We start from the raw sequence: 14,200 nt of genomic DNA, 5'->3' as shown, positions 1-14,200 counted from the left end.
GGGGAGTCAGACGGGGGCGCCGCTGCCGTCCGCGGGGGACAGGCGTCGGCGGAGGAAATCGGCGACCGCCAACAGCGCCGGGCGGTGGCCCGGCAGGGCGGCGTGCGAAATGGCGGGGAAACGGGTGACCTCGGTGGGCACGCCGGCTGCGATCAGGTTGGCGGCGTACTGCTCCGCCTCGATGCGCAGAACGTCCCGCTGCGCGGTGACGATCAGCGTGGGCGGCAACCCGGCCAGCCGGCGGGAATCCAGCGGTGCCGCGTAGGGGTGCAGCCGCTGCGCCGCGTCTGGCAGATAGGCGCGGTAGCAGCGGGCGTAGGCGGTCGCGGGAATGTCGGACTGCATCGCCTGCGCGTCCCCCGCTCGTGTCATGCTGGGGTCCAGCATGGGGCCGAGCAGGGCCTGCGCGCGGATGTCCACGTCGCCCTGGTCGCGGGCCAGAAAGGTCAGCGAGGCGGCGACGTGGCCGCCGGCATCGTGCCCGGCCACGCCCAGCCCGCTCTTGGCGATGTTCAGCTCGCGGGCCGCATCCAGGGTCCACAGGGCGGCGCGGTGGGCGTCGTGGGCCGCGGTGGGGAAGCAGTGGGCGGGGGCCAGCGAATAGCCGACCGAGACGACCAGGGCCGGTACGCTCTCCGCGATGGCGGCGGCGGCGGTGTCCGCCTCCTCCAGCGAGCCGGAGGTGAAGCCGCCGCCGTGCAGGTACAGCAGGGCCGGGACGGTCAGCCCGATCAGAGGCCGGTAGAGCCGCAGCCGGATGTCCTGGGCGTGGCCGGCGATGGTCCGGTCATCGACCGACAACGGGCACGGCGGCGCCCCGGTTTTGCGTGTCTTCGACTGTTCCGATGACCGGCCCATGATCCGACGGTGCCCCGGCACCCCTCCCGCATTGCAACAGGAGGGAGTGTGGGCGCCCGGCGAACCGGAATAAATACGCGGTCAACGGCAACACAATTCGGATCGGACGAACAATCGGCGTCACACGACGCAGAGGCGCGCACCCTCCGACTCGACGGCGGGAGCCGGCGCGGTCTTCTCCCGCTCCGGGCACTCGTAGCCCTTGATCTCCTCGCCCTGCATCAGTGGGCAGCCCTCGAACAGCTCGGCGACCCAATCGACGAAGGCGCGGACCTTGGGCGACAGGTGGCGGTTGTGCGGGTAGAGCGCGGAGATCGGCATCAGGGCCGGGCGCCACTCCTTCAGGATCTCGACCAGCGCCCCGCTGCGCAGATGGGGCAGCGCCATGAAGCGGGCCGTCTGCCCGATGCCCAGCCCTTCCAGCGCGCAGGTCACGTAGGCGTCGGCGTCGTTGACCGAGACGGGGCCGTTCAGCCTCACCTCGTGGATCACGCCGTCCCGCTCGAAGCTCATCTCGTGCATCTTGCCGGTGCGGGTGAAGTAGTTGACGGCGGTGTGCCCTTCCAATTCCTCGATGGTCCGGGGCGTGCCGTGGCGGGCGAGATAGGCGGGGCTGGCGACGGTCACCGGGCGGAAGGCGCCGACCCGGCGGGCGATCAGGCTGGAATCCGCCAGATCGCCGACCCGCAGCACGCAGTCCACCCCCTCCTGGATCAGGTCGATGGGGCGGTCGCTCATCCCGATCATGATCTCGATGTCGGGGTAGCGGGCGTGGAATTCGTGGATGGTCGGGATGATGATCAGCCGCCCGACCGAGCCCGGCATGTCCACCCGCAGCCGCCCGCGCGGTGTCTTGCGGGCGCTGGTGAAGGAGGTCTCGATCTCCTCAAGGTCGGACAGGATGCGGGTGGCGCCTTCCAGATAGGCGGCGCCGTCGAGCGTCAGGCTCAGCTTGCGCGTCGTCCGCTGCAGCAGGCGCACGCCGAGCGCCGCTTCCAGATTCTGGATGGTCGTCGTCACCGAGGCGCGCGGCAGGCCCAGCGTGTCGGCCGCCTTGGTGAAGCTGTTGGCCTCGACGACGCGGACGAAGACGCGCATCGCGTGCAGTTTGTCCATGGTCGGTCCATCGACGCAGTGGGGCTGGCCTTCGCAAGCAAAGCGGGCCGGGCTGCGCCTATCTAAGCACAACCCGGCCCGGAGTCGATGGGGCTTTGGTGGGCGGCGATCACTGCACCGTCAGTCCGCCGTCGACGTTGATCGACTGGCCGGTGATGAAGGACGCCGCGTCGGAGCACAGCCAGACCACCGTGTCGGCGACCTCGCGCGGCTGTCCGACGCGCCCGACCGGGTGCAGCGGGCCGAGCGCCGCGTTCACCGCCTCTTCCCCGCCGAAGGAACCGGCGCTCATCGGTGTCTGGATGATGGCCGGGCAGACGGCGTTGACCCGCACGCCGGACTTGGCGACCTCGATGGCGACGCTGCGGGTCATGCCCTCCACCGCCGCCTTGGTGGCGGAGTAGACGCCATTGCCGGCCAGCCCGATTTGGCCCAGCACCGATCCGGTGGACACGATGGCGCCCTTGCCCTGCCGCAGCATGATCGGCAGCTCGTGCTTCAGGCATAGCCAGACGCCTTTGATGTTCACGGCAACCATGCGGTCGAAGTCGCTCTCCGTCGTCTCGGCCATCGAACGGTTGAAATGAATGCCCGCGTTGTTGAAGGCGTAGTCGAGCCGGCCATGGTCGCGCTCGATCCGGGCGAACAGGGCGGCCACCTCCTCGGCATCGGCCACGTCGGCCTGGACGAAGACGGCGCGCCCGCCCGTTTGACGGGCCAGTTCCACCGTTTCCAGCCCCTCCGCCTCGCGCCGCCCGGTGACGACCGCCGTGGCGCCCGCCTTGGCAAAGGCCAGCGCGGTCGCCCGCCCGATGCCCGAAGTGCCGCCGGTGACCAGGGCCACGCCGCCGCTCATGTCCGCCATTGTCCTCTCCATGTTCCGTAGTTTATGATGATGCCCATCATGAATGGAGTTATTGATGACGTCCATCATGTATAACGGCGGAAGCCCCCTCGGTGGAGGCGTGGCAGCCATGCGCAGGGTGAGGACGTGAAGGTTTCGAAGGAAAAGGCGGCGGAGAACCGCACCGCCATTGTGAAGGCGGCGGGACGCCTGTTCCGCGAACGCGGGTTCGACAAGGTCGGGGTGGCGGAGATCACCAAGGCCGCCGGGCTGACCCACGGCGGCTTCTACGGCCATTTCGCGTCGAAGGACGCTCTGGCCGCCGAGGCGTGCGAGGCCGCCTTCGCGGAAGCCCTCGACCGGCTGCCCGCCGTCGAGGAGTCTCCGGAAGGGGCGCTCGACTCCTTCCTGACGGGTTATCTGAGCGAACGGCACCGCGACCAGCCGGACGCCGGCTGTCCGATGGCGGCCTTCGCCGGCGACGTGGCGCGGCAGGACCCGGCGGTCCGGGAACGGTTCGGCGCCGGCGTCGTGCGCTTCTTCGACGTGATCGAGGCCCGTTTGCCGGATCGGGAAGGGGAGGGCGCCGCCGACCGCCGCGCCCGCGCCGTCGCCATCGTGTCGGCCCTGATCGGCGGCATGGCGCTGGCCCGCGCCACCGCGCAGGCCAACCCCGAATTGTCGGCGGAGATCCTGGAGTCCCTGCGCCGGCAACTCGGCGCCTCGGGCGGAACGAGCCGCTCGGGCCCGGAGCAATCCACCCGTGCTGGAACACGCCACCGGTGAGCATGTTACGCCTGGGCATCCTTGCTGCATCGGAGGCGTGCCGTGTTGCTGGTCCTGCTGTTGCTGCTGTCCATCCTGTTCATCGTGTTCGCCACCGCCCGGCTGAACCTGCACCCGTTCCTGGCGCTCCTCATGACCGCGTTCGGCTTCGGCATTCTGTCCGGCATGCCGCTGGCCGATGTCGTGAAATCGGTGAACGAGGGCTTCGGCGGCACCATCGGCTCGATCGGGATCGTCATCATCGCCGGCACCATCATCGGCGTCTTCCTGGAGAAATCCGGAGGCGCCTTCCGGCTGGCCACCAGCATTCTCCGCGTCACCGGGCAGAGGAACGCGCCGCTGGGCATGTCCATCATGGGCTATCTGGTCTCCATCCCGGTCTTCTGCGACTCCGGCTTCGTCATCCTGTCGTCCCTGAACAAGGCGGTGGCGCGCAAGGCCGGCATCAGCCTCGCCGCCACGGCGGTCGCGCTGGCGCTCGGGCTCTACGCGACCCACACCATGGTGCCGCCGACCCCGGGGCCGGTCGCCGCCGCCGGCATCCTCGGCGCCGACCTGGGGCTGGTCATCCTGTGGGGCATGGGCATCGGCGCCATCACCGCCGCCGCGGGCTGGCTGTTCGCCATCCTGATCGCGGCCCGCGTGCCCATCGAGCCGTACCGCCCGGACGAGGATTCCGCCCAGGCCGGACCGCAGGTCGATGCGGACGCGCCCTCGGCTGCCAAGTCGCTGGTCCCCATCGCGGTTCCCATCCTGCTCATCGTCCTGCGCTCCATCGCCGAACTGCCGGCCAAGCCCTTCGGCACCGGCGGCGTCGTGCCGCTCCTGTCCTTCCTGGGGCAGCCGGCCGTGGCGCTTCTGATCGGCGTCGGGCTGGCGCTGATGCTGCCGAAGCGGTTGAACCGGGAGATGCTCTCCACATCCGGCTGGGTGGGGCAGGCCGTCGTCGACGCGGCCATCATCATCACGATCACCGGGGCCGGCGGCGCCTTCGGCAAGGTGTTGCAGAACTCCGGGATCGCCAAGGTCATCGGCGACAGCCTGGCGAGCGCCAACCTCGGCATCTGGCTGCCGTTCCTGGTCGCGGCCGGCATCAAGACGGCGCAGGGCAGCAGCACCGTCGCGATCATCACCACCGCCGGACTGATGGCTCCGCTGCTGCCCGCGCTGGGGTTGGACGGCGAAACGGCCAAGGCGCTGGTCACCGTGGCCATCGGCGCCGGGGCGATGGTGGTTTCCCACGCCAACGACAGCTTCTTCTGGGTGGTCACGCAGTTTTCGAACATGACCACGCGCGAAGGCTACCGGCTTCAGACGCTCGGAACGCTGGTGCAGGGAACGGTCGGGGCGCTGGCGGTTTGGGCAGCCGGGGCGCTGGTGCTGTGACGGGCATGAGCGCCGACCACCGGAGCAGGCGGTAAACGCCCATCTGCCGTTCTTGCCGACGTTGGTGCACAAAGCCCGGGCTGATGCTGCGTCTGGCGTTCGGTCGGCCGTGGCGGCAGACCGCGGGTTTGCTGGGCTCGCTCATGCGCCTGCTCGGCCTCGACCTGCCGGTTCCGGATCACACGACCTTCTCCCGGGGCAGCGCCACTCTGGAGGTCGCGTCAGCGCTGGCTAGGACGGACGGGCTAGTCGGCGTGGTCATCGACGCCACCGGGCTGAAGGTGTTCGGCACGGGTGAGCGGCACCTGGAAAAGCATGGAGGCCAAGCGCGCCGGAGCTGGAGAAAGCTCCACTTGGCGGTCGATCCCGATACCGGCGAGATCCTCGCCTTGGAGCTGACGACCACGCAGGACGGCGATGCCTCGCTGGTCGGCCCGCTGCTCGACCAGATCGAGCGCCCGATCGGCACGGTGCTGGCGGACGGCGCCCATGACGGTGAGCCGGTCTACCGCGCCGTCGCCGCCCACACCCCCGACGCCGAGGTGATCATCCCGCCGCGCTCCACCGCGGTGCCGGGCGAGACCGCTGCAAGCGCGCCCACGCAGCGCGACCAGCACGTCCAGATGATCGCAGAACGCGGACGGCTCGGCTGGCAGCGGGCGGTCGGCTACGGACGCCGATCGCTGAGGGAGGTGGCCATGTTGCGGTGCAAGACCTTGATCGGGCGCAGCCTCCGCGCCCGGACTCCGCCTGCCCAGAAAGTCGAGGCGGCGGTCGGCTGCAAGGTCATGAACAGGATGACCAGCCTCGGCATGCCGGCCGCCCGCAAGGTCGCCTGAACGACAACTTTCCAGGGCGGAGTCCGTCAACGCGCCGAGTTCTGCACCAACGTCCCGCCCGCAGGCAAACTTTGCAACAGAGCCGTCAAAGAGTGTTGAGCGTCCGCATCCATTGCCGGAAAGTGCGGTCCATCGTCCCGTCGTGCTTCAGATTGGCAAGCCGATGGAGGCTCGCGGCGGCTTCCCGCGCTTCCCGAGGGGACATTCCGTAGGCGGCACGGAAAGCGCGGCTGAACGACGCTTCCGATCCGAAGCCCCAACGGAACGCGATGTCGGTCACCCGCTCACGGTGCTTCTGGGGCGAGACCAAGTCGGCCAGCGCACGGGACAGGCGCCGTTCACGCACATGGTTCGACACACCGCCCAGAGGCTCGAACAGGCGATAGAGGCTTGCACGCGACAAGCCGAATTCGCGGCAAATCAGGTCGCTGTCCAGTTCGGGACTTGCCAGCCGTTCGTCGATGAACCGCCTGATCCGGCGGATCAGCGCGCTGCGCAGCTCCGCCCCCGTCGTCTCACAGGCATCCAGTGCCGGGCCGGCGCAGGCGGCGACCAACCCGGCTGTGCCTCGGGCGACCTCGACCGCCTCATGGACCGTCAGGTTGGGAATCTGCCGGTGAAGCGACTTCAGATGATCGCCGAGCAGAGCGCCGGCTGCGGACGTGCCCGGCAGGATCAGGCCATGCAGGCAATCCGGAGACTTGACCAGCGGGGCCAAGCTTTCGCGCGGGATGACGACGGTTATATTCGCGAAATCGTTGGCCTGCGTCGCCAGCGGCTGCGTCATGTCGAGGATGCAGACATCCCCGCTCCGCATCTCGACCTCCCGCCGGCCGATGACCCCGCGATAGCCGCCGTCAAGGTAGATCTGGACCAGATAATGGTCGATGGAACTGCGCGCGATGGTCGCGCCGTCGCGGCGGAAACGCACGCCCGAACCGGACGTCCGGGAAATCAACGACCCGCCGAGGTGGTAGGTCGTCATTGATCCATCGAACTCCCGATCCTCTTCCCGGTGGGTCGGGTCCACGTCAAAGACGATGGACAGAAGATCGCGCCACGCCGTGAAACATTCGGCACCGGACAGTTCACCCCGTGCGAAGGAAATAACCGGAAGTTGCGGGGTATCTATAACCGTTCCGGTGTTTCGCATCTTACAATCCGCCCGCAAATAGTGCGTTCAATAACGACAGTATCGCCCATGGGGAAAGCGGGAGTTCTGTATGAAAATAAAGCCAGAGATAAGGGTGTAACGTCAAGCCTCTATAAGCGTCGAGATCGAGCGGACACCCCCATCGCACACTGTTGGCACCATAACATGGGGTGATCCACGCGAATGAGACGAAATGTCATGTTTTTGAGACGGGGCGGCGGGCGGGAAGGCCGGGCGATTCGCTACCCTTTGGCTTAATCCTCATGGGAGCATCCGCGATGCGGGTGCTGCATCAATGGGGCGGGGACGCCATAGGTCATCACAGAGTCCGGTGCGATGGGAAAGCGACAGTTTACCAAGGCGCGGTTGCATGCGACCGGGCGGATGATCGGACGCGGTGGGCTGGCCTTCGCATTGCTGAACGGAACGGCACTTACTCCGCTCCATTCCGCGGCCGCCGGCGAAACCCTGCCTGTGGGCGGGCACTTCACCGCGGGTTCCGGACGGATCGAGAATCAGCCGGGTGCCATGCGCATCGAGCAGACCTCGCGCACGGGCATCGTCGAATGGCAGGGCTTCTCCGTCGGCGCCGGCAAATCCGTGCATGTGGAGAACGGCGCCGGCGCCACCCTCAACCGTGTGACCGGCCCGCTGCCGTCGCGGATTGACGGCGCGCTGACGGCCACCGGATCGCTCTATCTGGTCAACCGGGCCGGCATTGTCGTCGGCAAGGAGGGGCGCGTCGACACCGGCGGCAGCTTCTACGCCTCCACCCACGACATCGCCGATTCCGCTTTCACCGCGCAAAAGGACCAGCTCTTCGCCGGGCAGTCCAAGGCCGCGGTCGTCAATATGGGCACCATCGCCTCACGGACCGGCGACGTGGCGCTGATCGCCCGATTCGTCCGCAACGAAGGCAAGATCGCCGCGCCGAAGGGCACGGCGGCGCTTCTGGCCGGCTACGAGGTGCTGGCGAAGGAAACGGCCGATGGCGACGGACGGTTCGCGGTTCGCGTCGGCGGGGCCGATACCGACGCTGTCAACACCGGCACCATCGACGCGGCCAATGCCGAGATGAGGGCGAATGGCGGCCACCTCTACGCGCTGGCCGGCAACACCGGCGGCGTGATCAAGGCGACCGGCGTCGCCCGGAAGGACGGCCGCGTTTTCCTGACGGCGGGCGAGAGCGGGTCGGTAACGGTCGAGGCGCCGGTGTCGGCGCAGCGCCGGAGCGATGAAAATGCCTCGCCCCCGGCCGGAAGAACCAAGTCCGAGCGGACGAAGGCGGATCGCACCCAGGCCGATGCGGCGCCGAAGGAGGCCGCGCGGCGAACGCCACCATCAACGCCAACGTCATCGGCAACGCCGACGCGCCGGCGGGAACGGTCGGGCGGCGACATCCGCATTTCCGGCGGGACGGTGACGGTCGGCGGATCGGTGAGCGCCGCGGGCCGGAATGGCGGCGCGGGCGGGACCCTGGTGGCCACCGGCGCATCGGTGGTGCTGACCGGCAAGGCGGCGCTCGATGTTTCGGGCGCGACGGGCGGCGCCCTGCTGGTCGGCGGCGATTTCCAGGGCGGGGGCAACCCGGCGACCCGCATCCTGGGCGAGAGCGTGGCGACGGCCCGGACCGTCACGGTGGCGGACGGCGCGCGCCTGTCCGCCGACGGCACCGACGGGCGGGGCGGCCGCATCGTCGTGTGGTCCGACGGCGACACTCGTTTCGCCGGCATGGTTTCGGCCCGTGGAACCACCACCGGCGGCGACGCGGAGGTGTCGGGCAAGGCCCGGCTGGCCTTCACCGGCAGGGTGGATCTGTCCGGCGGCGCAGGCGGCTTCGGCACGCTGCTGCTCGACCCCCACAACCTGACGATTTCCGATGCGGCGGATTCCGGGCTGTCCGGCTTCTCCGCCAACGCCGACGACAGCGTTCTGAACGTCACCACGCTGACGACGGCGCTGGCCACAGCGAATGTGGTGGTGACGACCGGCACCAACGGCACGCAGGCGGGCGACATCACGGTGGCGGCGCCGGTGTCCTGGACCTCCGGTTCGACGCTGATGCTGTCGGCGTCCCGCGACGTGGTGGTGAATGCGGCGCTGTCCGGAGGCGCCGGGGCGAAGGTGATCCTGCGGGCCGACAGCGGCGGCACCGGCACCGGCACCGTACGGATCGCCGACGGGGTGACCGCGACGGCGACGGGTGGCGTATCCGTCTTCTACAATCCCACCGCCTACACCTCGCCGGTCAGCTATGCCGCCCTGGCCGGGACGGGCACGGCGGTGACCGCCTACATGCTGGTCAATTCGGTAGAGAATCTCCAGGCAATCGGTGGCAACCTGGCGGGGACCTACGCCCTGGGGCGGGACATCGACGCCGGCTCCACCTTCCTGTGGAACCAGGGCGCCGGCTTCACGCCGCTGGGCAGCGCCGTCACGCCCTTCACCGGCCTGTTCGACGGCCAGGACCACAGCGTGACCGGGCTGGTGATCAACCGCCCGCAAAGCGACGATGTCGGGCTGTTCGGGGTCGTCGGCGCGGCGGGCACCGTGCGCGACGTGCGCCTGCTCGGCGGCACGGTGGTGGGGGCCAACCGGGTCGGCGCGCTGGCCGGCACCAGCGCCGGAACCATCAATTGGGCGTCCGCCACCGGGCCGGTGACCGGGCAGGGCAGCGCGGTCGGCGGGCTGATCGGCAAAAGCACCGGCACCGTCGGCCAGTCCTTTGCCACCGGTGCGGTGAGCGGCCAGGGTGACGGCGTGGGCGGCCTGATCGGCGAGAGCGGCGGGGCGGTCGCCCAGCTCTATGCCAGCGGTGCGGTGACCGGGCAGGGCAGCGCGGTCGGCGGTCTGATCGGGCGGATGACCGGCGGATCGCTCAGCCATGCCTATGCGCTGGGGGCGGTGACGGCGCAGGGCGGCAAGGCGGGTGGCCTTGCCGGCGAGGTGGCCGACACCGTCACGGTCACCCAGACCTATTCCACCGGTGCCGTGACGGGCGCCAGCGAGGCCGGCGGTCTGATCGGGGTCAACGGCGGCACGGTCACGCTGTCCTATTGGGACACCCAGACCAGTGGAAAGGCCGCGGGTGCGGGCAGCGGAAACGCATCCGGCATGACCGGCCTGACGACGCAGCAGGCCCGGAGATGGCGCACGGACAGCAATTTCGCTTACCAGGGGTGGGATTTCGACAGCACCTGGTCCAACGACTCCTGGATCATGATGAAGGAGAACAACAAGGTCGACATGCGCCCGATGGGCAAATGGGAGTCCGCCCGGACCGGCGTGGATGGCGTCGCCACCGTCACCAACCTCCACCAACTTCAGCTCATCGCCAACGAAACTTTGGCGGGGCGTCGCCGCGACGTCCGGCTGGGTGCCGACATCGATGCCAGTGAGACGGACGGTGCGTCAGCGGCGGGGATTTGGTCCACCGCCGGTTTCGCACCGTTGGGGACCGAAAGTCTTCCGTTCCGCAAGAATTTCGATGGTCAGGGCCATGTCATCCGGCAGCTTTTCATCAATCGCCCCGACCGGATGATCGGTGTCGGCCTGTTCGGCGTCACGTTTGCTTATAATGGACTCGAAAAAACCACGATCCGCGATGTCGGGGTCGTCGGCGGCAGGATAAAGGGCTATTACAGTGTCGGCGGGCTCGTCGGTACGGCCTACAATACGGACATCATCAATTCCTACGCCGCTGTCGATGTCGAAGGGCAGGCGGCCGTTGGCGGACTTGCTGGAGACATCAGCCAGTTTTCGTCCATCGTGCGATCCCACGCCACCGGCACTGTCACCAGTCTCATCCAGCAGGACAGCAGCGCTGTCGGCGGCCTCGTCGGCGTGATATACGGCGCGGTCCGCCAATCCTATGCCACCGGTGCCGTGACCGGCTGGTCCGACGTTGGCGGTCTGGTCGGGATTGCCGCATCGGAGTCCAGCATCGACCAGAGCTATGCGACCGGCACCGTGACCGCTCAGGGAGATCGGGTGGGCGGTCTTGCCGGGAGCCTCAACAGAGGGGGGAGCTTGGCAACCTCCATCGCCCGCTCCTACGCCACCGGCGCCGTGACCGGTCAGGGACAGTCCATCGGCGGTCTTGTCGGTGAGAGCAGCGTTTCGTTGGGCAACACCATCCCGCCGACCATCACGCACTCCTACGCCACCGGGAAGGTGACGGGCGCTGGAACCGCGGTTGGCGGGTTCATCGGCACGAGTGCCGGCGGCATCACCGATTCCTATTGGGACAGTGAAACCACCGCTCAGACGACGGGGGTCGGCAGCGGGCCGACCACGGGCGTCAGCGGCCTGACGACGGCCCAGGCGCGCCAGTCGGCGTCCTACAGCGGATGGGATTTCACCGCCGACTGGTATCAGACCGCCGATCTGCGGCCCGTCGGGCGCTGGGAAGCGGCGCAGGCCGGGGCGGACGGCGTCGCCACCATCACCAATGCCCGGCAGTTGCTGCTCGCCGGGGTGGCCCCGGCGGGCTCCTATCGGCTGGCCGCTGATCTCGACGCCGCGGCCACTGCCGGAACCGACACGGCGGGGATCTGGGGCAGCGGCGGCTTCGTTCCGTTGGGCAGCAGCGCAAACCCCTTCACCGGGCGGTTCGACGGGCGTGGCCATGCGGTCAAGGCGCTGACCGTGAACCGGCCGCTGGCCGACGATGTCGGCCTGTTCGGCGTCGTCGGCGCTGGGGGCGTGGTCAGCAACCTCGCCCTCACCGGCGGCTCCAGCCTGACCGGCGGCAACCGTGTCGGGGCAATCGCCGGCAGCAACGCCGGGACGATCACCCAGTCCTATTCCACCGCCGCCGTGACCGGCCAGGGGCAAAGCGTCGGCGGGTTGGCCGGTACGAACAGCGGCACCATCACCCAGAGTTATTCCGACGGCGCGGTGTCCGGCCAGGATCGCGCCGGCGGTCTGGTGGGAACCAACAGCGGCACCGTCCTTCAGACTTACGCCACCGGCGCCGTCACGGCCCAGGTCGGGGATGCCGGCGGGCTGGCCGGACGCAATGACGTTGGCGGCACCATCGGCCAGAGCCACGCTGGCGGTGCCGTGACCGCGCAGGGCAGTGCGGGCGGTTTGGTCGGCGACAATGCGGGCACGGTCACGGCCTCCTACTGGGACAGCGACGGCAGCGGACAGGCGGCGGCCACCGGCAGCGGCGCCGTCACCGGCATGACCGGGCTGACCGCCGCGCAGATGCGCGATGCGGCCAGTTTCGGCGGTTTCGACGCCACCGTTTGGGCGGCGGCCAACGGCACCGTCTCGCCCCGCCTGTTCGGCGTGTCGGGGGTGGTCGGCCTGGCCCACGGCATCCGGTATGGAGACGACCCGGAGGCAGCCCCCATCACCCTGCATGGCGCCTCGGTGTGGAACAGCGTCAGCGGCCTGGTTTCCAGCAGCATGGCCGCGACGATGAACGTGGGCGCTTATGCGAATGCCCTCGACACGTCGGGTATTGCCGGAACCTTCAGCGGCGCCGTCGCCGCGCGGGTGGTGAATCTGGGTGGGGCGGTGACCCCGGCCCCACTGACGGTGACCGCCGGTAACGGCACCATGGCCTATGGCTCTACCGTTCCGACCCTTGGCTATACCGTGTCCGGCTGGAAGAACGGGCAGGGCGACAGCCTGCTGACCGGCGTGGTGGTTTCGACCGATGCCACCGCTACTTCGAATGTCGGCAGCGGCTACGTTAGCACTGCGAGCGGCGGCACGCTGGGCGGCGCGGCGGCGAACAACTACACGCTGAGCTACGTCGCGGGCGCCTTTTCCGTGACCCCGGCCATCCTGACGGTGACGCCCAACGGCACGATGGTCTACGGCTCGACCAGCCCGAGCTACGCCTTCACCGCCAGCGGCTGGAAGAACGGGCAGAGCGACGCCAACCTGACCAGCCTGTCCTACGCCACCGACGCCACTGCGACCTCGAATGTCGGCAGCTACGCCAGCACGGCGAGCGGCGGCACGCTGGCGGGGGCGGCAGCCGGCAACTACACGCTGAGCTACGCCGCGGGCGGCTTCTCGGTCACCCCGGCCACCCTGACGGTGACCCCAAGCGGCACGATGACCTACGGTTCGACCAGCCCGAGCTTTGGCTTCACCGCCAGCGGCTGGAAGAACGGGCAGAGCGACGCCAACCTCACCGGCCTGAGCTACGCCACCGACGCCACCGCGACCTCCAACGTCGGCAGCGACTACAGCGCCACGGCGAGCGGCGGCACGCTGGGCGGCGCGGCGGCGGGCAACTACACGCTGAGCTACGCCGCGGGCGGCTTCGCGGTCACCCCGGCCGCGCTGACGGTGACCCCGAGCGGCACGATGGTCTACGGCTCGACCAGCCCGACCTACGCCTTTACCGCCAGTGGCTGGAAGAACGGGCAGGGCGACAGCCTGCTGACCGGCGTGGTGATTTCGACCGATGCCACGGCCACCTCCAACGTCGGCAGCTACAGCGCCACGGCGAGCGGCGGCACGCTGGGCGGTGCGGCAGCCGGCAACTACACGCTGAGCTACGCCGCGGGCGGCTTCGCGATCACCCCGGCCGCGCTGACGGTGACGCCCAACGGCACGATGACCTACGGCGCGACCAGCCCGAGCTACGCCTTCACCGCCAGCGGCTGGAAGAACGGCCAGGGCGACGCCAACCTGAGCGGCCTGTCCTACGCCACCGATGCCACGGCCACCTCCAACGTCGGCAGCTACGCCAGCACGGCGAGCGGCGGCACGCTGGGCGGCGCGGCGGCGGGCAACTACACGCTGAGCTACGCCGCGGGCGGCTTCTCGGTCACCCCGGCCGCGCTGACGGTGACCCCGAGCGGCACCATGACCTACGGCGCGACCAGCCCGAGCTTTGGCTTCACCGCCAGTGGCTGGAAGAACGGGCAGGGCGACAGCCTGCTGACGGGCCTGAGCTACGCCACCGACGCCACGGCCACCTCCAACGTCGGCAGCTACAGCGCCACGGCGAGCGGCGGCACGCTGGGCGGCGCGGCGGCGGGCAACTACACGCTGAGCTACGCCGCGGGCGGCTTCGCGATCACCCCGGCCGCGCTGACGGTGACCCCGAGCGGCACCATGACCTACGGCGCGACCAGCCCGAGCTTTGGCTTCATCGCCAGCGGCTGGAAGAACGGGCAGAGCGACGCCAACCTGAGCGGCCTGTCCTACGCCACCGACGCCACCGCGACCTCGAATGTCGGCAGCTAC

At 69.2% G+C, this 14,200-nt stretch carries 7 protein-coding genes and 1 pseudogene; 4 read left to right on the top strand and 4 right to left on the bottom strand.

Annotation, left to right across the window (positions count from 1 at the left end; all coding sequences use genetic code 11):
- Nucleotides 1–6: 6 nt before the first annotated feature.
- The 3 genes from DS843_RS24465 to DS843_RS24455 form a co-directional block, all read right to left on the bottom strand.
- Entirely contained in the window at nt 7–801 is a 795-nt protein-coding gene (locus DS843_RS24465) for an alpha/beta hydrolase (protein WP_286192294.1), read from the bottom strand.
- 177 nt (nt 802–978) lie between these two features.
- Complete coding sequence (locus DS843_RS24460) at nt 979–1,974, bottom strand: LysR family transcriptional regulator (protein ID WP_149471446.1); 996 nt, start codon at nt 1,972–1,974, stop codon at nt 979–981.
- Nucleotides 1,975–2,083: 109 nt separating this feature from the next.
- Nucleotides 2,084–2,839, bottom strand: a complete 756-nt coding sequence (locus DS843_RS24455) for an SDR family oxidoreductase (RefSeq protein ID WP_149471445.1) — start codon at nt 2,837–2,839, stop codon at nt 2,084–2,086.
- A 126-nt stretch (nt 2,840–2,965) separates the two neighbouring features.
- On the opposite strand from DS843_RS24455, the gene DS843_RS24450 reads away from it, so the two are divergent.
- From DS843_RS24450 to DS843_RS24440, 3 genes and pseudogenes are all read left to right on the top strand, one after another.
- On the top strand, nt 2,966–3,604 hold the full coding sequence (locus tag DS843_RS24450) for a TetR/AcrR family transcriptional regulator (protein WP_149471444.1): 639 nt from the start codon (nt 2,966–2,968) through the stop codon (nt 3,602–3,604).
- 42 nt (nt 3,605–3,646) lie between these two features.
- Nucleotides 3,647–4,990, top strand: coding sequence for a GntP family permease (locus DS843_RS24445; RefSeq protein WP_149471443.1), 1,344 nt, complete (start codon nt 3,647–3,649; stop codon nt 4,988–4,990).
- Between the two features lie 77 nt (nt 4,991–5,067).
- Nucleotides 5,068–5,829: pseudogene (locus tag DS843_RS24440) on the top strand (IS5 family transposase); the annotation flags it as partial.
- A gap of 85 nt (nt 5,830–5,914) precedes the next feature.
- On the opposite strand, the gene DS843_RS24435 reads toward DS843_RS24440, so the two are convergent.
- Complete coding sequence (locus DS843_RS24435; RefSeq protein ID WP_149471442.1) at nt 5,915–6,982, bottom strand: AraC-like ligand-binding domain-containing protein; 1,068 nt, start codon at nt 6,980–6,982, stop codon at nt 5,915–5,917.
- Nucleotides 6,983–7,366: 384 nt separating this feature from the next.
- Here DS843_RS24435 and DS843_RS24430 point away from each other — a divergent pair.
- A partial coding sequence (locus DS843_RS24430) for an MBG domain-containing protein (protein WP_167525449.1) occupies nt 7,367–14,200 on the top strand: 6,834 nt, incomplete at its 3' end.

Origin of the sequence: Roseomonas genomospecies 6 (genome assembly GCF_008365375.1) — a bacterium.
In the GTDB taxonomy this organism is placed as follows: Bacteria; Pseudomonadota; Alphaproteobacteria; order Azospirillales; family Azospirillaceae; genus Azospirillum.
The sequence above is the reverse complement of the archived record's forward strand: the minus strand, read 5'-3'. Positions and strand labels throughout refer to the sequence as shown.

Excerpts from the sequence above, each read along its gene's own strand:
- DS843_RS24460 (WP_149471446.1), bottom strand. The coding sequence starts at position 1,974 with ATGGACAAACTGCACGCGATGCGCGTCTTCGTCCGCGTCGTCGAGGCC.
- DS843_RS24455 (WP_149471445.1), bottom strand. The coding sequence starts at position 2,839 with ATGGCGGACATGAGCGGCGGCGTGGCCCTGGTCACCGGCGGCACTTCG.
- DS843_RS24435 (WP_149471442.1), bottom strand. The coding sequence starts at position 6,982 with ATGCGAAACACCGGAACGGTTATAGATACCCCGCAACTTCCGGTTATT.